Genomic DNA, 19,478 nt, shown 5'->3' with positions numbered 1-19,478 from the left:
GGCGCCGGCCGCCCCCGGGCGGTGGCCGGCGCCGTCGTCTCAGCGGCTGACGCCCACCTGCTGCAGGGCCTTGCGCAGGGGCTCCCAGCCGACGGAGCGGGGCAGGCCGCGGTTGCGGGCCTGAGTGAGGGGCCGCCAGAAGCCGGCTTCCAGGAGGGCCTCGGGGCGGACGGCGCCGGCCCGCTCCAGGATCGCCTCCGGAACCTTCTGCGGATCGGGGATCTTGTACTCGGCCATGATCTCGTCGTACTTGTCGTGCAGGACCCGGTTGTTCGGGTCGGCGCCGAAGACGACCAGCTGGCCGGTGGGCGCGGTGTCCACCTGCACGGTGACCAGGTCGGGGCGGTACCGCGCCAGCACCTCGGTGATCTTGAAGACGTCGCCGGTCCAGGCGTTGGTGTGCCGGTCCCGGGCGGCCTCGTCCACGCTGCGCGGCAGCATGTCGTCGAGGACGATCACGCTGCCCCAGTCCGAGTACTTCTCGACGTTCATGAAGTCGCGCAGCGCGAACTCGAACAGATGCATGCCGTCGATGAACGACAGGTCCAGCGTCGTCTTGCGCCAGTAGCCGATCGGACTGCGGCCGCGGCGCAGGTTGCGCAGCGGGTGACGGCCGCCCTTGAGGTGCTGGAGCGGGTTGTCGCGCGCGAAGAAGTCGTCGCTGGTGGCCTTCACCAGGTGGACGTCGCACCTCAGCTCCGAGACCACCTTGAAGGCCGGGTCGATCGCGATGCTGGGCACACGGGACAGCGTCAGGCTGCGCCCGTCGTTGACGCCGATCTCCAGGTAGTTGCGATTGGCGCTGACCTTGTGCAGTTCCCGGAGGAACTCATGGCGTTTCACGAGGAAGACCTTCCTTGCGGATGCGGGGCAGTGCTTCGTGCAGGGCGGAGCGCCAGTCACGGGGCGGCGGCAGGCCGATCTCCTGCCACCGCCGGTGCGCGAGGGCGCTGTACGCCGGGCGGGGCGCCGGCCGGGGGAAGGCCGCGCTGCTGGTGGGGCGCACCCGGTCGGGGTCGGCGCCGATGAGGGAGAACACCTCGCGGGCGAGGTCGTACCAGGAGGCCTCGCCGGAGCTGGTGGCGTGGAAGACGCCGTGCGCGCCGGAGCCGAGTACGGGTCCGAGAGCGGCGATCCGCTCGGCGACGTCCGCGCTCCAGGTGGGCTGCCCGCGCTGGTCGTCGACGACGTCGAGGGTGTCCCGGCGCGCTTCCAGTCCGATCATGGTGCGGACGAAGTTGGAGCCGTGGACGCCGTAGAGCCACGCCGTGCGCACGATCGCGCTCGCACCGGGGAGTTCCTCCAGCACCGCCCGTTCTCCGGCCAGCTTGGTGCGGCCGTAGGCGGTGCGCGGCCCGGTCGGGTGGTCCTCCGGGTAGGGGGTGGTGCGGGCGTCGCCGGAGAAGACGTAGTCGGTGGAGACGTGGATCAGGCGGGCGCCGTGCGCGGCGCAGGCCCGGGCCAGGAAGCGGGGGCCGTCGCCGTTGATCTCCAGGGCGCGGGCCTCGTCGGTCTCGGCGTCGTCGACGGCCGTGTAGGCGGCGCAGTTCACCACGAGGTCGGGGCGGTGCTCCCGTACGGCGGCGTCGACGGCTCCCGGGTCCGTGATGTCGAGGGCGGTGCGGTCGAGGCCGACGACCGTCTCGCCGCGCCGCGTGAGTTCCTCGACGACGTCACGGCCGAGCATCCCGCCCGCCCCGGCGACCAGCCACCTCATGCCCGCTCCTCCGCTACGCGCCGCTTCAGGGGCTCCCACCAGGCCCGGTTGTCGCGGTACCAGGCGACGGTCTCGGCGAGGCCGGTCGCGAAGTCGTGGCGGGGGCGGTAGCCGAGTTCGTCGCGGGCCTTGGTGCAGTCGACGGAGTAGCGCAGGTCGTGGCCCTTGCGGTCCTCGACGTACTCCACCCGGTCCCAGCCGGCGCCGCAGGCGTCCAGCAACAGGCCGGTGAGCTCCTTGTTGGTGAGCTCGGTGCCGCCGCCGATGTTGTAGATCTCGCCGGGCCGGCCCTTGGTGCGGGCGAGGTCGACGCCCTGGCAGTGGTCGTCCACGTGCAGCCAGTCGCGGATGTTGCGGCCTTCGCCGTACAGCGGCACCTTGTGGCCGTCGAGGAGGTTGGTGACGAACAGCGGGATGACCTTCTCGGGGAACTGGTGCGGGCCGTAGTTGTTGGAGCAGCGCGTGACGCGCACGTCGAGGCCGTGGGTGCGGTGGTAGGCCAGGGCGAGCAGGTCGGAGGAGGCCTTGGAGGCGGAGTACGGCGAGTTCGGCTGGAGGGGGTGGTCCTCGGGCCAGGAGCCGGTCTCGATGGAGCCGTAGACCTCGTCGGTGGAGACGTGCACGAAGGGGCCGACGTCGTGGCGCAGGGCGGCGTCCAGCAGGGTCTGGGTACCGAGGACGTTGGTGCGCACGAAGTCGGCGGCACCGCTGATCGAGCGGTCGACGTGGGACTCGGCGGCGAAGTGCACGACCTGGTCCGCGTCGGCCATGAGCTTGTCGACGAGTTCGGCGTCGCAGATGTCGCCCTGCACGAACTCCAGCCGCGGGTGGGTCAGTTCGAGGTTGTCGAGGGTGCCGGCGTAGGTGAGCTTGTCCAGCACGGTGATGCGCGGCGCGTCGGGCGCGTCCGAGGCGAGCAGGGCTCGGACGTAGCGGGAGCCGATGAACCCGGCGGCGCCGGTGACGAGGAGGTTCATGAAGTGATCTGCACCTTGCTGTGATCTCCGAGGACGAGGCGGTGGGCGCTGGGGACACTGGGGGCGGGCGTCACCTCGACGTGCCGGCCGATCAGCGAGGATTCGATCCGGCCGACGCCCTCGATCGAGGAGTCCCGCAGCACGATCGAGAACTCCAGCTCACTGTCGGTGATCCGGCAGTTCTCGGCGACGGAGGTGAAGGGACCCACGTAGGAGTTGGTGACGACCGTGCCCGCGCCGATGACGACCGGCCCGACGACACGGGAGCCGACGATGCGTGCGCCCTCCTCGACCACGACACGCCCGATGGCCTCCGACGCGTCGTCCACGTCGCCGTCGATGCGCCGCTCCATGGCTTCGAGCACCGTGCGGTTCACCTCGAGCATGTCGCCGACGTTGCCCGTGTCCTTCCAGTAGCCCTTGATGACCGTGGAGCGCACGTCGGCGCGGGCGTCGATCAGGTGCTGGATGGCGTGAGTGATCTCCAGTTCGCCGCGCCAGGACGGTTCGATGGCGCGCACGGCGTCGTGGATGAGGGGCGTGAACATGTAGACGCCGACGAGGGCGAGATCGCTCTTGGGCTGCTCGGGCTTCTCCTCCAGGCCGATCACCTGGCCGGACGGGTCGAGTTCGGCGACCCCGAAGGCGCGGGGGTCGGCGACGCGGGTGAGCAGGATCTGCGCGTCGGGCCGTTTGCTGCGGAACTCGTCGACGAGACCTGTGATGCCGCCGACGATGAAGTTGTCGCCGAGGTACATCACGAAGTCGTCGTCACCGAGGAAGTCCCGGGCGATCAGCACCGCGTGGGCCAGCCCGAGAGGCCGTTCCTGGGGGATGTAGGTGACCTTGAGGCCGAACCGCGACCCGTCCCCGACCGCTTCCTCGATCTCGTCGGCCGTGTCCCCGACGATCATGCCCACATCGGTGATGCCGGCCTCGGCGATCGACTCCAACCCGTAGAACAGCACGGCCTTGTTGGCCACGGGCACCAGTTGCTTGGCCGACGTGTGTGTGATCGGCCTCAGTCTTGTTCCTGCGCCGCCGGACAGCACGAGAGCCTTCATTCGGTTCACCTTAGTCGTGAACCGGCGGATGTGAACATCACTTCTTTTACTTGTCGATGCGCGGAGTTACTCGGATCGACACCGCGCGGCCCCCGAGGGAGGGATCAGTCCTCACCCCGGACGATGTTCCACTCCGCACCGGAGCGTGACGTCACCGGGGCGCCTCGGTCCTCCACGGCCGGGAGGCAGGTCCGCACGGCGGCCTTGCCGCGCAGTCGGCGTGCCTTCGACCAGCCGGTCTCGTGCTGACGGACGACGGGCTTCTCATCGGTGTCCATGGACTCCACGACTCATCATCTTCCTTCTGCTTCCGCTGCCGTGTTCGAGTTCCCGGTAAAAAACCGAACAAACCCGGCGTGGAACACGCGTGCCACCGCCTCGAACTCCGCACCCCGGACCAGGCGTTCGGGACACGCGCGACGGCCCCGCCCACCCCAGGGTGTGCGGGGCCGTCCGGCGGGGCGCCGGTCAGGCGTTGGGCCGCGCGGCGCTGATGTCGCCCAGCGCGGACTCGGGATCGCGCTCCATCGCCATGTCACCCAGGGAGACGATGCCGACGGGCCGCCCGTGGTCGACGACCGGGATGCGGCGCACGGAGTGCTCGCGCATCAGCCGAACCGCCTGCGTCAGGTCCTCGTCGGGGCCGACGGTGACCAGCTCGTCGCTGCACGCTCCGGCCACGCTGATCCGCTCCGGGTCGCCACCGCGGCTCACCGAGCGCACCACGAGGTCACGGTCGGTGACCAGGCCGCGCAGGTGGTCGCCGTCCGTCACCAGGACGGCCCCGAGGTCCTCGTCGCGCATGATGCGCGCCACCTCGGCGACGGAGGTCTGCGGCTCGACGGTGACCGGGTCGCCGGTCATGATGTCGCGGACATGCTGAGCCATGGTTCTTCCTTCTCCTTCGGCTCGTGGCGGTCTCTCCGTTGTGCGCGACGGCGGGTACCCGGTCCGCCCGCCGCGTCACCAGGTGCGTCCGGCCTCCAGCAGCCGGTCACGGACGAGGGCGACGTGCGGGTTGCCGGAGGCGCCGGGCCGCTGGACGAGGAAACCGGTGTTGATCGGCGGATCCTCGGGGGTGTCGAGGAGGACCAGGGCGCCGGACGCCAGTTCCCCGGCGCACAGGTAGCGCGGCAGCACGCTGTATCCGGCACCGGCGGTGACCAGTGCCAGGACGGCTCGCAGGTCCGGCACCGAGACCGCGGCGCGGCAGGTGAGGCGGCGGCCGAAGACGTGCCGCCAGTAGCGCCGCACGATGGGCAGGTCCTCGGCGTACGTGATCAGCGGGACGTCGTGCAGGGCGGCCGGCACGTCGAGCGCCCCCGGCGGTCCGTCGTGCACCCCGGCCGGCTTGCCGCGCGCTGGGGCCGGTCCGTCGGTGGCCGTGCGCGCGGCGACCCGGTCGGCCCAGGCGGGGGCGGCGACCAGGACGAACTCCTCGTCCGTGAGCGGCACCGCGGACAGGGTGCGGCCGCGGGGGCGGGTGGTGGCGATCACCAGGTCGTGGCGGCCGGCGCGCAGTTCGTCGAGCAGGGGCTCGGTCAGCCCCGTGGTGACGCGCAGTCTGACACCCTCCGTGACGAGCGGGGCCAGTGCGGGCAGGGCTCTGGTGGAGAGCAGTTCCGCGGGCCCGGCCAGGTGGACCGGCTCCGCGTGCGCCTCCTCCCGGGCGTCGTGGCTCGTGGCGGCCGCGAGCGCGTCGAGGGGGGCCGCCACGCGCGCCGCGAGCTCGTGGGCCACGGCCGTCGGGGCGACGCCGCGCGGCAGTCGCTCGAACAGCTCCCTGCGGGTCTGCCGCTCCAACGAGCGGATCTGCGTGGTGACGGTCGGCTGGGACAGGCCCAGGAGGTGGGCGGCGGCCGTGAAGGAACCGGAGCGGTACACGGCCAGGAAGGTGCGCAGCAGGTTGAGGTCGGGCTGCGCGGGGGTCCCGGCCGCGCCGACGGGGTCGTGGGGCCTCACACGATCCGACCCTACCGGGACCTGCCATGGGAAAACCTATGGCAGCCATCGGTCATGCCATTGGAAAACATCGGAACCGGGCGCCTACGGTCGTCATCGTCCGAGTCATCGCCGCGGGTGTGCGACCGCGGCCCGTCTGATGGAGATGCACCACCATGTCGAAGATCCTCTTCGTCGTCACCGGCGCCGACACCTGGACCCTGGCCGACGGCACCGGGCACCCGACCGGCTTCTGGGCCGAGGAGGCCGTCGCCCCCTACGAGGCGTTCCGGGCCGCCGGTCACGAGGTCGTCGTGGCCACGCCCGGCGGTGTCGAGCCCACCGTGGACCGGGCGTCCCTCGCCGCCGAGGTGAACGGGGGCCGGGAGAACGCCGACCGCATTGCCAAGGCGCTGGAGTCCTTCACCGAGCTGCGCCACCCCGTCCGTCTGGAGGACGTCCGGCTGGACGACTACGCGGCCGTCTTCTACCCCGGCGGCCACGGACCGATGGAGGACCTCGCCGTGAACGCCGACTCCGGCCGGCTGCTCGCCCGGGCCCTGGAGTCGGGCAGGCCGCTCGGTGTCGTCTGCCACGGGCCGGCGGCGCTGCTGGCCGCTGTCGGGGCCGACGGCACCAACGTCTTCGCCGGATACGAGGTCGCGGCCTTCAGCAACGCCGAGGAGATCCAGGGCGGTCTCGCCGACCGCGCGAAGTGGCTGCTCCAGGACCGCCTCACCGAGGCCGGGGTGACCGTACGGACCGGTGAGCCGTGGGCCCCGCACGTGGTCACCGACCGCAATCTGGTCACAGGCCAGAACCCCGCGTCGTCGGCCCCGCTGGCGGAGGAACTGCTGAAGCGGCTGGGCTGAGGTCGCCACCGCCGGGTGGTCCGGCCGCGAAAGCCCGACCGGGCAGGGGGTTGGGCCGAGGGCGAGCAGAGCACCGCCGGGCGATCCGGCCGCGACGGCCCGACCGGGCAGCGGCTGGGCCGAGGGCGAGCAGAGCACCGCCGGGCGATCCGGCCGCGACGGCCCGACCGGGCAGGGGGTTGGGCCGAGGGCGAGCGGAGCACCGCCGGGTGGTCCGGCCGCGACGGCCCGACCGGGCAGGGGGTTGGGCCGAGGGCGAGCGGAGCACCGCCGGGTGGTCCGGCCGCGACGGCCCGACCGGGCAGCGGCTGGGCCGAGGGCGAGCGGAGCGCCGCCGGGTGGTCCGGCCGCGCACCTCTCTACGGGCGGGAGACGAGGCCACGCGCGCGGGGTCGGTCACGTCGTCTTCGGCCGGCCCAGCGGCAGCTCCGCCCACACCTGCTTGCCGCCGCTGACCGGCAGGGTGCCCCAGGTCGCGGCGAGGGCCTCGACGAGGAGGATGCCCCGGCCACCGGTGGCCTCCCAGCCGATGCTGGCCGGTCGGACCGGTGAGCGCGGGGAGGCGTCGGCGACCGCGACCCGCAGCCGGTCGTTGACGAGGGTGAGATCCATGCGGACCTTGCCGTCGGTGTGGACCAGGGCGTTGGTGACGAGTTCGGAGACGACGAGGAGCACGGCGTCGTAGTCGGCGGTGACGCCCCAGGAGCGCAGGGTGCGCCGGGTGAAGCGGCGGGCGTGCCCGACCGCCTGCGGCACCCGCCAGACCGTCCAGCTCTCGCGCAGCGGGCGCAGCTCCATGCCGTCGTAGCGCATCAGGAGCAGGGCGACGTCGTCGCTGCGCGGGGCGTCGCCCAGGAGGGCGTCGGCGACCAGCCCGAGGTCGGCGGGGGTGGCGTCCGCCAGCCGTGCGGCGAGGTGGTCCATGCCCTCGTCGATGTCGGAGTCGGGCGTCTCCACGAGCCCGTCCGTGGCCAGGGCGATCAGGGTGCCCGGCGGGAGCCGCAGCGGGCTCATGGGGAAGTCGGCCCGGGTGACCACTCCGAGGGGCGGGCCGCCCTCGGCCTCCGCGATCTCGGTCCGGCCGTCCGGGTAGCGCAGCACGGGCGGCAGGTGCCCGGCCCGCACGCACCACGCGGCACCCTCCTCCAGGTCGACGTCGACGTAGCAGCAGGTGGCGAAGAGGTCGCTCTCCATGTCCGTCAGCAGCCGGTTGGCGTGCGCGACGACCACGTCCGGCGGGTGCCCCTCGACGGCGTAGGCGCGCAGGGCGGTGCGCATCTGGCCCATGAGGGTCGCGGCACCGGCGCTGTGGCCCTGGACGTCGCCGATGACGAGGGCGACGTGGTGGTCGGGCAGCGGGATGACGTCGTACCAGTCGCCGCCGAGTTCGAGCCCGGCCGTGCTGGGCAGGTACCGGGCGACGGCCACCGCGCCGGGCAGCCGGGGCAGGCTGCGCGGCAGCAGCTGGCGCTGGAGCATGCCGACGAGTTCGTGCTCGGCGTCGAAGGCCCGGGCCCGCACCAGGGCCTGTCCGGCGAGTCCGGCGCAGGCGGTGAGCAGGGAGCGTTCGTCGGTGCCGAAGTCGTGCGGGGTGTCCCAGCCGATCAGACAGGCTCCGGCCATGCGGTTCCCGGCGGGCAGCGGCAGCACGGCGAGGCCGCCGGGGCCGACCTCGGCCAGGGCGGGTTCGAGAGGACTGCCGGCGGGCCAGATGCGGGCCCGGCCCTCCCGCAGCGCCGCGGCAAGGGTGGGCATGGCGCGCACGGGCGCGTCGGGCCACTCGGTGCGCCACTCCGACCGCCACAGCGCCGGCCAGGCCTCGGGTTCGGGTGGGTCGAGGACGGTGACGACGAGCCGGTCGCTCTCCAGTTCGGCGAGCGCGATCCGGTCGGCCCGCAGTGGCCTGCGCAGCGCGGCGACCACGGCCTTGCCGACGTCGCGGACGGTCACGGCGGTGGCCAGCGCGGCGGCCAGGCGCTGCACCCGGGCCACGTCGGTGACGTCGGAGCGCAGCGTGGAGACGTCGACGACCGTGCCCACGAGCCGTGCCGGGCGGCCCTCGCCGCCGGGGAGCAGGCGCCCGCGCAGCCGGAGCCACTTCGGTGGCCCGGCGGGCTGGAGCACCCGGAACTCCAGCTCGCGGTCGCCGATGGACATGTGGTCGGCCTCCACCACGGACATCAGTGAGGGCAGGTCCTCGGGGACGGTCAGGCTGAGCAGCGACTCGACCCGGCCGTCGAACTCCACGGGGTCCAGGCCGAACAGGTCCAGCAGGTCGTCGCCGACGCGGACGCGGCCGGTGTCCATGGCGAGGCTGAAGGCGCTCGGCGGCAGCTCACCGGCCTCGGCGGGCGCGGCCGGGACGGTGAAGGCGACCGCGTCGGCGACGAGCTCCAGGCATCGGACGTCGTCGGCGGTGAATCCTCCGGGGCGCTCGCTCACGGCCAGCAGACAGCCGCCGTCGTCCTGGACGGGAAGGGCGGTCAGGAAGAAGTCGCCGGACGGAACGCGCCGGGCCTGGGCGTGCCCGGCGAGTTCCGCCGGGCCCAGCGACACCGTCCGGCCGCCGCGGTGGGCCTCGGCGACCGGGGACCGCCCGGCGCGCGGGTAGCTGTCGCGCAGTCCGTACAGCGTCCTCGGGACCCCGGCCGACTCCATCAGGTACAGCAGCTCGCCGTCCTCGCCCGGTGCGTAGACGGCGGCGAGCGACGCATCGGCGAAGACGAGGGCCTGTTCGAGGACGCGGCGCAGCCGTCCGGGCGACTCCTGGTCGGTCGCGATCGCCTTGAGGGCACCTTCGGCACGCAGTGTCCGCGTTCCGCGCTCCTGGGCGCCCTGACTGACCACGTTGGCCATTACAGCGCTATCGGGACACTCGCGCAGCCCCTGTGGGCGTTCCGTGGACCGGCACGGACGGGGCCGCTCGAATGAAACCGAACATGTCTTAACGCGTGCGTTCCGCACGGTGTTCTCGTGACAGGCGTGACTGTGCGTGCCCGGTAGGTGGCTGGAAAGCTCGGTGCTCGTCACGGAGGGGGACGCATGGACAAGCGGTACGAGGTGTACGCGCTGGCCGACCGGCATTTCTACGAGACGCCGGACCGGCTCACGCGGGGTGGCCGGGGCACGGCCGCCCACCTCTACGAGACGGCCCGCCGGCCGCTGCCCGAGGGCTGGGAGTCGGCCCGGATCGGCGACTGGCAGACGATGACGCCGCTCGGCCCGGACGGCGAACCGCTGCGGGGCCCGGCCCAGGGGTGGAAGATCCACGCCTCGGCGACCCGGGAGAACGCGGAGGAGATCGCCCGGATCGTCTGGGACTACTGCGTCGAGCAGCGGATCCCTTTCAAGTTCGTGCCGGGCCCGCACCTGCTCCATCTGCGCAACACCAAGTACGCCCCGCGCGACGGCAGCGGCAAGTTCGTCACGGTCTACCCGGCCGACGAGGAGCAGCTGCACCGGGTGCTGCGTGAACTGGGTGAGCTGCTGAAGGGTTTCGAGGGGCCGTACATCCTCACCGACCTGCGCTGGGGCGAGGGCCCGCTGTACGTGCGCTACGGCGCCTTCGCCCGTGCGTTCGTGGTGGACGAGCGGGGCTCGCTGGTGCCGGCGGTGCGCGACGGCGAGGGCCGGCTGGTGCCGGACCGGCGGTCCCCCTCCTTCCAGGTGCCCGAGTGGGTGACGCTGCCGGCGTTCCTCCGGCCGCACCTCGACGCGCGCAACAACACGACGACGGGCGAACTGCCGTACCGCATCGAGAAGGCCCTGCACTTCTCCAACGGCGGCGGGGTGTACGCGGGCACCGACACCCGTGACGGGCGCAAGGTCGTCCTCAAGGAGGGCCGGCCGCACGCGGGGCTCGCCTCGGACGGCGCCGACGCGATCGCCCGGCTGGAGCGGGAGAAGCAGGCGCTGGAGCAGGTCGCGGGCACCGGTGTCGTCCCGGAGGTACGGGACTGGTTCGAACTCGGCGGTCACCGCTTCCTGGTGATGGACTTCCTGGAGGGCCGTCCGCTCAACTCCTTCTTCGCGGAGCGGCATCCGCTGCTCACCCAGGACCCCGACGCGCAGGCCGTCGCCTCCTACACGGCCTGGGCGCTGCGCATCCACCGCCGGGTGGAGGAGGCCGTGGCGGCGGTGCACGCCCGGGGCATCGTCTTCAACGACCTGCATGTCTTCAACATCATGGTCGCCCCGGACGAGGAGACGGTGTTCCTGCTCGACTTCGAGGCCGCCGCCCCGGCCGGGGAGAACGGCCGTCAGGTCGTCGCCCACCCCGGGTTCTTCGCCCCGCCGGACCGCCGCGGCGCCGACGTCGACCGCTATGCGCTGGCGTGTCTGCGACTGGCCCTGTTCCTGCCCGTGACCACGCTGTTCGTGGTCGACCGCGGCAAGGCGGCGCATCTGGCGCAGGTGATCTCCAAGGAGTTCCCGGACGTGCCGCGGGAGTTCCTCGACGAGGCGGTCGCCGAGATCACCCGGGAGGTGTCCGGCCGCGCGGTGGCCACCCCCTCCGCGCCGGTGGACCCGGGCGACTGGCCCTACAGCCGCGACTCGATGGTCAAGGCCATCCTCGCCTCGGCCACTCCGGAGCGCGACGACCGGCTCTTCCCCGGCGACGTCGCCCAGTTCTCCGACGGCGGCGGCCTCGGGCTCGCCCACGGCGCCGCGGGGGTGCTGTTCGCGCTGGACGCGGCCGGCGCCGAGCGGTACGAGGAGGGCGAGCGCTGGCTGCTGGACCGGACGGCTCCGGCCCCGGTGGGCACCCCGCTCGGCCTGTACGACGGGCTCGCCGGCGTCGCCCTGGTCCTGGACCGGCTCGGGCACCGGCAGCGGGCCCTGGACCTGGTCGAGGGCATCCTCGCCGAGCGGTGGCAGAACCTCTCGTCCGACCTGCACGGCGGCCTGGCCGGGCTGGGTCTGGTCCTCGGGCACCTGGCCCGCACCACCGGCGAGGCGGAGCTGGGCGAGCGGGCCCACGAGGCCGCCAGGATCCTCGTCCAGCGCCTCACCGAGCCGGTCCCCACCGGGTCCCGGCCGCGCGCCGGCCTGCTGCGCGGCGCGAGCGGTGCCGCCCTGCTGATGCTGCGGCAGTACGAGTGGACCGGCGAGGAGGCCTGGCTGGAGGCGGCGGCCGTGGCCCTGCACCGGGACCTGGCGTCCTGCGTGACCCGCGAGAACGGGTCACTGGAGGTCGACGAGGGCTGGCGGACCCTGCCTTACCTCGGCGACGGCAGCGCGGGCCTGGGCATGGTCCTCGACGACCTCGTGGCCCACTCCCCCGGCCGTGCCGCGGAGTTCGCGGCGGCCCGGTCCGGAGTGCTCACCGCGGCCACCTCGCGCTTCTACGCGCAGCCCGGGCTCTTCCAGGGCCGCGCGGGGATGATCCTGCACCTCAGCCGCACCACCACGCCGGGCGCGACCGAGGAGCGGCTGGCCGCGCAGATCTCCGGGCTCGGCTGGTTCGCGATGGCCTACGAGGGTCAACTGGCCTTCCCCGGCCACCAGATGATGCGGCTCTCCATGGACCTCGCCACCGGAACGGCAGGGTGCCTGCTGGCGCTCGGCGCGGCCCTCGACCCGGCGAGCGGCGCCCACCTGCCGTTCCTCCCGCCGCCCACCGGCGGCCCCCAGACGCGGTTCCGCGATCCCGCGGAGTCGTGACACCACCCCGTCCCCACGGATGACCACGGACGGACCCAACGGAAGGAATCACCATGGCACTTCTCGACCTGCAGACCATCGAGACCGAAGAGCGCACGACCGGCGGCGGCAACAGCACGGTGAGCCTGCTCTCCTGCATCAGCGCCGCGAGCGTTCTGCTCTGTCTCTGACCAGCGGTCTGCTCGCTCCGGGCGGCTCCCTCCCTTCGGGGAGGGGCCGCCCGGGGTCCTTCCCCGAGGCGGGAAGGACCCCGTGAAGGACCGTTTCTCAAGAAGGGCCCGTGTCTCGGAAAAGGGCCGTGCCCCAGGCGAGGCCCGTGGTCCAGGCGAGGCCCGTGATCCAAGCAAGGCCCGTGATCCAAGCAAGGCCCGTGATCCAGGAAAGGCCCGTGATGCAAGCAAGGCCCGTGATCCAGGAAAGGCCCGTATGACCTCGCGCGGCGACGACGACCCGGCGGCCGGACACGCGCGCACGCTGCTGAGCACGGCCGGCCGGTACAGCGGGTCGCGCTGTGTGGCGCTGTGCCTGGTGAGCATCGCCGCCACGGGTGCCGGACTGCTGCTCCCGGCCGTGCTCGGCCGGGCCCTCGATCTCGTGCTGGCGCACGCCCCCGCGACCCGCTGGGTGCTCTGCTGCGCCGGCCTCGTCCTGCTGCTGGGTCTGCTCGACGCGGCCCAGACCGTCCTCACCGGCACCGTCGACGCCCGCACCACGGCCTGGCTGCGCCGACGGCTGACCGGGCACGTCCTGGGCGTCGGCCCGCGGGCCGCCGACCTCTTCGGCTCCGGTGACCTCGTGGCCCGCCTGGTGGGCAACGCCGCAGAGGCGGGCACCACCCCGGCGGCCCGTGCGGCGCTGCTGGCCGCGCTCGCCGGGCCGGCCGGCGGGGTGGTCGCCCTCGCGGTGATCGACTTCTGGCTCGCTGCCGTGTTCCTCGCCGGGGCCCCCGTGCTGGCGCTGCTCCTGCGCGCCGTCTCCCGGGACACCTCCGAGAGCGCGTCGCGCTACCAGCAGGCCCAGGGCCGGATCGCGGCCGGGCTGGCCGAGGCCGTCGAAGGGGTCCGCACCGTCCGGGCGGCCGGCACGCAGGGCCGGGAGACGGCCCGGGTGCTGCGGCCGCTGCCCGAGCTGTCCCGGGCCGGGCACCGCATGTGGCGGGTGCAGGGGCGGGCCGCCGCCCGGGCAGTCGCCGTGGCGCCGCTGCTGCAGCTCGCGGTCGTCGCCGTCGCCGGGGTCCTGCTCACCCGGCACCGGCTCTCGGTGGGCGAGGTGCTTGCGGCGTCCCGGTACGCGGTGCTGGCGACCGGAGTCGGCGTGCTGGTCGGCCGCCTCGCGGGCCTGGCGCGGGCCCGGGCCGCCGCCCGGCGCCTGGGCGAGGTCGAGGCCGAGCCCGTCACCGCGTACGGCGACCGGCGGCTGCCCGAGGGGCCCGGGCGGCTGGAGCTGCGCGGGGTGTCGGCCCGGCGCGGCGGGCGCACCGTGCTCGACGGGGTCGACCTCGACGTGCCGGGCGGCACGACCCTGGCGGTGGTCGGCCGGTCCGGTGCGGGCAAGTCGCTGCTGGCCGCGCTCGCCGGACGGCTGACCGACCCGGACGCGGGCGAGGTGCTGCTCGACGGTGTGCCGTTGCACGAGCTGCGCCACGACGACCTGCGGGCCGCCGTCGGCTACGCCTTCGCCCGGCCCGCGCTCCTCGGCGGGACGGTCGGGCAGGCGATCGGGCTCGGCCTGGCCGCCCCCTCCCCCGGCCTGGTCCGGGAGGCAGCGCGCACGGCCCGCGCGGACGACTTCGTCCGCCGTCTCCCGCACGGGTACGACACGCCTGTCGCGGACGCCCCCCGCTCGGGCGGCGAGTCGCAACGGCTGGGCCTGGCCCGGGCGTTCGCGCACGGTGGGCGCCTGCTGATCCTCGACGACGCCCTCTCCAGTCTCGACACGGTGACGGAACGCCACATCACCGAGGCGCTCTTCGGCGACGGCTCGGGAACCACGCGGCTCCTGGTCGCCCACCGGGGTGCGACGGCCGCGTGCGCCGATGCCGTGGCGTGGCTGGACGCAGGGCGGGTGCGGGCGGTGGGACGGCACGAGGAGCTGTGGCGGCTGCCGGAGTACCGGGCGGTGTTCGGCGACGGGGCGGACCCCGCCGGCGCCCCGGGCGCGAACGGCGGTGCCCGGCCGGTCCCGGACACCCAGGGCGTGGCGAGCGGGAAAAGGGGTGTGACGGCATGAGCGGCCGGACGTGGACGGGTGGGTCTGCCGGGCCCGGAGTGCGGCCGTGACCACCGGCCCCGGACTCGCCCCCCGGGGGCTGCGCTTCCTGCTGGCCCGTCCGCGGGTGCTGCTGCGGCTCACCGCCTGGTCCGTGCTGGAGACCGGGCAGACCTTCCTCATCGGCTACGGCCCCGCCCGGGCCCTGGACGAGGGGTTCCTGCGCGGCCGGGCCGATGTCGGACTGGTCTGGCTGGCGGTGACCGGTCTGGGCGTCCTGGTCGGCGCGTTCGGGACCGCCCGGGTCTACGCGGCCGTCGCCGACCTGGTCGAACCGCTCCGGGACCGGCTCGTGGAACGGGTGGTCTCGCGCGGGGTGCGGACCGGTGAGGCCGGGGCCTTGTCGGGGCTCACCCAGCAGGTGGAGATCGCCCGGGACACCTTCGCCGGACTGGTCATGGTCTCCCGCTCGTTCGTCTTCACCTCCGTCGGCGCCCTGGCGGGCCTGTTCGCACTCGCCCCGCCGCTGCTGCTGGTCGTGGGACCGCCCCTGGCGGTGGGCATGGCGCTGTTCGCCGCGACACTGCGGCCCCTCGCCCGGCGGCAGGAGGCGTTCCTGGTCGCCGACGAGGCTCTCGCCGGTGACCTCGGCACCGTCTGTCCGGGCCTGCGCGACGTCACGGCGACCGGTGCCGAGGCACAGATCGCCGCGGGCACCGGGGACACGATCGCGGCGGAACTGCGGGCGGCGCGCGCGCTGGCCCACTGGGGCGTGCTGCGGGTGGCGTCCCTGACGATCGGCGGGCAGGTGCCGATCGTGCTGCTGCTGGCCGCCGCCCCCTGGCTGCTGGCCCACGGTGTCACCGCGGGCGCCCTGGTCGGTGCCCTCGCCTACGTCACCCAGTCACTGCTCCCGGCCCTGCAGAACCTGATCCACGGGCTGGGCACGAGCGGCTCCCGCCTGACCGTGGTGCTGCGCAGACTGGCCGGCACGAACGCCGGGCCCCCTCCGCCGGACAGCCGCGTCCAGGACGGGGGCGGGCCGGTGCCGCCGGACGTCACAGCGGACCGCCCCACCCCTCCCCCCGCCCTCTCCCTCAGGTCCGTCACCTTCGCCTACGGTCCCGCCAGTGCGCCCGTCGTCCACGACCTCGACCTCGACCTCCCACCCGGTGCGCACCTGGCCGTCGTCGGTCCCAGCGGCACCGGCAAGTCCACGCTCACCGCGCTGGTGGCGGGGCTGCTCACGCCCTCGCACGGCACCGTCCGGGTCGCCGGACACCCCGTGCCCGGCCCGGAGGCCGCAGCCGCGCGGGTACTCATCCCGCAGGAGGCATACGTCTTCGGCGGCACCCTGGCCGAGAATCTCGCCTATCTGCGTCCGGGCCCGGTGCCCGAGGAGGAGCTGCGGGCCGCGGCCGATGCGGTCGGCCTCGCCCCGCTGGCCGCCCGGCTCGGCGGCCTCGGCGCCCGGGTCGATCCCACGGCGCTGTCGGCGGGCGAACGGCAGCTGATCGCGCTGACCCGGGCCTATCTGTCGTACGCCCCGCTCGCCCTGCTGGACGAGGCGACCTGTCATCTGGACCCCGGGGCGGAGGAGCGTGCCGAGCGGGCGTTCGCCGCGCGGCCGGGCGGGACGCTGGTGGTCGTGGCCCACCGCATCAGCTCGGCCCGCCGCGCCGACCGGATCCTGGTGATGGACGGCCGGAGCACGGCGTACGGGGGCCATGAGGAGCTGCTGCGGTCCTCCGCGCTGTACCGGGATCTGGCCGGAAGCTGGGCCCCGGCCCCGGCCCGGTAGGCGTCGGCCGTCCGTGCTCCAGCGAGAGAGACCACCTGGGGCGAACGCGCAGCGGTCAGAGCCAGCCCTGGCCCTGGGAGATGCGTATCGCGTCGATGCGGTTGCGGGCGCCGGTCTTGCGGGTGATGGCGGCCATGTAGTTGCGCACCGTGCCGTGGGACAGGTGCAGGCTCCCGGCTATCTCCGCGATGGAGGCTCCCTCGGCCGCGAGCGACAGCACGCTCAGCTCTCTTCGGGTCAGCGGCATCTCGGCCGCCTTGAGGAACCCGAAGCCCAGCGAGTCGTTGACGAAACGTTCCCCCTCAGCAACACGACGGATCCCGCGCAGCAGGTTCTGCGGGGATCCCTCCTTGTCGACGTACCCGAGCGCCCCCGCCTCGACCGCCCGCTTCAGCAGACCCGGCCGGTTCGCGGTGGCGAGCACGAGTAATCGGGGGCGGGCGCGGTCCGGCCCGGGCCGGCACAGCTCGCCCAGCGGAGGAATGCCGTAGGAGTCCGCGCACTCCAGGTCCGCCGCGCACACGTCCGGCCGGACCGACCGCACCGTGCCCGGCGCGCCGCGCCACGACGTGTCGTGCACCGCCAGGTCGGACTCCTGCCGCAGCCATTCCGCCAGCACCGACCGCACCAGACACTCGTCGTGGACCAGAAGCACCCGGATCACTGCCACCCCCTCCGCTCGCCGTACGCCCCCTCGTCGTGGTGAACGCGTGCCCATTGTTCGCGACCGTGACCCTGCGTGGGCGCGAAGAACCGGCCATCAGGAGGCGCGGGGGCGCACGCCCGGCGCCCGTACGCCCGGCCACGCTTCGACTGCGGGGGCATGGGTCGGGACGGTCGGGGTACGACAGCGCCTCCTGCGGGGCAGGCCCACGTGTGACCGACGGTAACCGACATCGTCGAGGAACCGCTCGTCGTGCGGGACGGGCCGCCAGGGGGGAGATTTGTTCCTGAACCCGGTCGCGCGGCCGTGCGAGGAGGTGGTCGGCGTGTCCGACGGGCAGTCGTCCGCACAGGCGCCGGCAGCCGCCCGGACGCCGGTCGGCCGCCCCCTGCTCTCGCTGGCACTGGCCTCGATGATGGACGAGGTGCACGCCCACTCCGGCGCGGTGTACCTGATGGCGCAGGATCAGCCGGTGCTGGAGATGGCGGTGATGGCCGGGCTGCCCCGGGCGTTCGCGGCGCCCTGGGAGCGGGTGGGCCTGAGCGCGCCGATCCCGGTCGCCGACGCGGCGCGCGAACGGCGGCTGGTGTGGGTCGGCGGCGAGGAGGAGATGGCCCGCCTCTACCCGCGGATCGCCGTGGTGCTGCCCTACCCGTTCGCCCTGGCCGCGGTGCCGGTCGCCACCGAGACGACCGTCTACGGCGCGGTCTTCGTGACCTGGCCCGGTGCGCACCCGCCGGAGATGTCCGACCACGAGCGCGAGCATCTGACCGCGGCCTGCGGGCGGCTGGCGGTCCGGCTGGAGCGGGCTGCCGAGCACAGCGTCCCGCCGCACCCCGAGACCGACCTGCTCGCCTCGCCCCTGGTGGGCGGCATGGCGGGCACGCTCGGCACGGTCGAGGCGGCCCGGATGGTGAGCCGGCTGCCCTACGGTCTGGTCTCGCTGGACCTGCACGGACGGGTCGGCTTCGTGAACGCGGCGGCGACCGAGCTGCTGAACGTCCCGGTCAGCCGGCTGCTCGGCACCCAGCTGTGGGCATCGGTGCCCTGGCTCAACGACCCGGTCTACGAGGACCGCTACCGGGCGGCGCTGCTGAGCCAGCACGTCACCTCGTTCGTGGCGCTGCGCCCGCCCGGCGAGTGGCTGTCGTTCCGGCTGTACCCGAGCACGACGGGCCTGAGCGTCCGCATCACCAGGTCCCGGGCCGTGTCCCGGATGAACCGGACCGCTCCGCCGTCCGACGAGGCGCCGTCCCGGCTGGTCACCATCTCGCAGGTGCTGGACCTGGCCGGAGCGCTCACCGAGGCGGTGGGCGTGCAGGACGTGGTGCAGCTGGTCGCCGACGAGATCGCCCCGGCGGTGGGCAGCCAGGCCCTGGTCATGCTGGGCTCGCAGGCCAGGCGGCTGCGGGTGCTCGGGCATCGCGGGTACCGGGACCCGCATGTGGTGGAGCGGTTCGACGGGATGCCCCTGACCGAGTCGACACCGGGCACCCAGGTGCTGCGGACCGGCGTGCCCGCGTTCTTCGAGTCGCAGGAGCAGCTGGAGCGCCTGTACCCGGCGCGGCTCGCGACCCCCGACGGGTTCGCGGCCTGGGCGTTCCTGCCGCTGATCGCCCAGGGCCGCCCGGTGGGCACGTGTGTGCTCTCCTACGCAGCACCGCACCCGTTCCCGACGGAGGAGCGGGCCGTGATGACGAGCATGGCCGGGCTGATCGCCCAGGCCCTGGAGCGGGCGCTGCTCTACGACGCCAAGCACCGGCTCGCGCACGGCCTGCAGGAGGCGCTGCTGCCGCACTCCCTGCCGTCGCTGCCGGGCATCGAGGCGGTCGGCCGCTATGTGCCGGCCACTCAGGGCATGGACATCGGCGGCGACTTCTACGACCTGGTCGGCGCCCAGGGCACGGCGGCGGCCGTGATCGGGGACGTGCAGGGCCACAACGTGACCGCGGCCGGGCTGATGGGCCAGGTCCGCACGGCGGTCCGCGCGTACACCACGGTGGGGCAGGCGCCCGAGGAAGTCATGCGCAGCACCAACCGGCTGCTGCTCGACCTGGGGTCCGACCTGTTCGCCAGCTGTCTGTACCTGCGGCTCGACCCGGAGCACGGGCGGGCCGTGATGTCCCGGGCCGGGCACCCCCCGCCGCTGCTGCGACGGCCGGACGGCAAGGTGCGTGTCCTCGACCTGGCGGGCGGTCCGCTGCTGGGCATCGACGCCTCGGCGGTGTATCCCACGACGGAGGTCGCCCTGCTCCCCGGTTCGCTGCTCGTCCTCTACACGGACGGTCTCGTCGAGTCCCCCGGTACGGACTTCGAGGAGGCCCTCGCGGATCTCGGCCGGCGGCTGGGTGAGGCCGGGGACCTGCCGCTGGACGAGCTGGCCGACCGGCTCGTCCACCAGGAGCGGCATCACACGGACGGCGAGGAACGGCTCGATGACATCGCCCTGTTGCTGATCAGGGCCCTCGGGTAGGGCCGGTGGGGGTCGGCAGCCGGCCGGGGACGCAGGGGAGCCGGCCCGGTTCCGCCAGGAAGGGGGCGGAACCGGGCCGGCTGCGTCGGACCGGCTG

The 19,478-nt window shown here is 73.9% G+C and carries 15 protein-coding genes; 6 read left to right on the top strand and 9 right to left on the bottom strand.

What is annotated here, in order from left to right; translation table 11 throughout:
- Positions 1–39: 39 nt before the first annotated feature.
- From ACFV20_RS11600 to ACFV20_RS11570, 7 genes are all read right to left on the bottom strand, one after another.
- A complete protein-coding gene (locus ACFV20_RS11600) occupies positions 40–843 on the bottom strand; it encodes a class I SAM-dependent methyltransferase (RefSeq protein ID WP_385655189.1) in 804 nt (267 codons plus the stop codon).
- Positions 830–1,717, bottom strand: coding sequence for a dTDP-4-dehydrorhamnose reductase (gene rfbD, locus ACFV20_RS11595; RefSeq protein WP_385655188.1), 888 nt, complete (start codon positions 1,715–1,717; stop codon positions 830–832). Before rfbD ends, ACFV20_RS11600 begins: the two co-directional genes overlap by 14 nt.
- Positions 1,714–2,694, bottom strand: coding sequence for a dTDP-glucose 4,6-dehydratase (gene rfbB / locus ACFV20_RS11590; protein ID WP_385655186.1), 981 nt, complete (start codon positions 2,692–2,694; stop codon positions 1,714–1,716). Before rfbB ends, rfbD begins: the two co-directional genes overlap by 4 nt.
- Positions 2,691–3,758: a glucose-1-phosphate thymidylyltransferase gene (locus ACFV20_RS11585; RefSeq protein WP_385655184.1), complete on the bottom strand. Its 1,068-nt coding sequence runs from the start codon at positions 3,756–3,758 to the stop codon at positions 2,691–2,693. Before ACFV20_RS11585 ends, rfbB begins: the two co-directional genes overlap by 4 nt.
- 104 nt (positions 3,759–3,862) lie before the next feature.
- Positions 3,863–4,036, bottom strand: coding sequence for a hypothetical protein (locus tag ACFV20_RS11580; protein WP_385655182.1), 174 nt, complete (start codon positions 4,034–4,036; stop codon positions 3,863–3,865).
- Between the two features lie 190 nt (positions 4,037–4,226).
- A complete protein-coding gene (locus ACFV20_RS11575) occupies positions 4,227–4,646 on the bottom strand; it encodes a CBS domain-containing protein (RefSeq protein ID WP_385655180.1) in 420 nt (139 codons plus the stop codon).
- Positions 4,647–4,721: 75 nt separating this feature from the next.
- A complete protein-coding gene (locus ACFV20_RS11570) occupies positions 4,722–5,720 on the bottom strand; it encodes a LysR family transcriptional regulator (protein ID WP_385655178.1) in 999 nt (332 codons plus the stop codon).
- Between the two features lie 155 nt (positions 5,721–5,875).
- Between ACFV20_RS11570 and ACFV20_RS11565 the strand changes: the two genes are divergently transcribed.
- Positions 5,876–6,571 carry a type 1 glutamine amidotransferase domain-containing protein gene (locus ACFV20_RS11565; protein WP_385655177.1) on the top strand — a complete coding sequence of 232 codons (696 nt, stop codon included), beginning with the start codon at positions 5,876–5,878 and terminating at the stop codon, positions 6,569–6,571.
- Positions 6,572–6,967: 396 nt separating this feature from the next.
- On the opposite strand, the gene ACFV20_RS11560 is transcribed toward ACFV20_RS11565, so the two are convergent.
- On the bottom strand, positions 6,968–9,427 hold the full coding sequence (locus ACFV20_RS11560; RefSeq protein WP_385655175.1) for a SpoIIE family protein phosphatase: 2,460 nt from the start codon (positions 9,425–9,427) through the stop codon (positions 6,968–6,970).
- 186 nt (positions 9,428–9,613) lie between these two features.
- Between ACFV20_RS11560 and lanKC the strand changes: the two genes are divergently transcribed.
- The 4 genes from lanKC (at position 9,614) to ACFV20_RS11540 (ending at position 16,244) form a co-directional block, all read left to right on the top strand.
- The gene (gene lanKC, locus ACFV20_RS11555; RefSeq protein ID WP_385655173.1) at positions 9,614–12,235 is read left to right on the top strand and encodes a class III lanthionine synthetase LanKC; all 2,622 of its coding nucleotides are present in this window, start codon (positions 9,614–9,616) and stop codon (positions 12,233–12,235) included.
- 53 nt (positions 12,236–12,288) lie between these two features.
- Complete coding sequence (locus ACFV20_RS11550) at positions 12,289–12,405, top strand: SapB/AmfS family lanthipeptide (protein ID WP_104784284.1); 117 nt, start codon at positions 12,289–12,291, stop codon at positions 12,403–12,405.
- 256 nt (positions 12,406–12,661) lie between these two features.
- Positions 12,662–14,464, top strand: coding sequence for an ABC transporter ATP-binding protein (locus ACFV20_RS11545; protein ID WP_385655171.1), 1,803 nt, complete (start codon positions 12,662–12,664; stop codon positions 14,462–14,464).
- 46 nt (positions 14,465–14,510) lie between these two features.
- On the top strand, positions 14,511–16,244 hold the full coding sequence (locus tag ACFV20_RS11540) for an ATP-binding cassette domain-containing protein (protein ID WP_385655170.1): 1,734 nt from the start codon (positions 14,511–14,513) through the stop codon (positions 16,242–16,244).
- A 55-nt stretch (positions 16,245–16,299) separates the two neighbouring features.
- On the opposite strand, the gene ACFV20_RS11535 is transcribed toward ACFV20_RS11540, so the two are convergent.
- Positions 16,300–16,908 (bottom strand): LuxR C-terminal-related transcriptional regulator, encoded by a 609-nt coding sequence (locus ACFV20_RS11535; protein ID WP_385655168.1) that lies wholly within the window; start codon positions 16,906–16,908, stop codon positions 16,300–16,302.
- 316 nt (positions 16,909–17,224) lie between these two features.
- Here ACFV20_RS11535 and ACFV20_RS11530 point away from each other — a divergent pair, with 316 nt between their 5' ends.
- Positions 17,225–19,381, top strand: a complete 2,157-nt coding sequence (locus tag ACFV20_RS11530; RefSeq protein ID WP_385655316.1) for a SpoIIE family protein phosphatase — start codon at positions 17,225–17,227, stop codon at positions 19,379–19,381.
- Positions 19,382–19,478 lie beyond the last annotated feature (97 nt).

It is taken from the genome of Streptomyces sp. NPDC059696, assembly GCF_042733745.1.
Taxonomy (GTDB): Bacteria; Actinomycetota; Actinomycetes; order Streptomycetales; family Streptomycetaceae; genus Streptomyces.
This window is presented reverse-complemented; position numbering and strand designations above follow the sequence as displayed.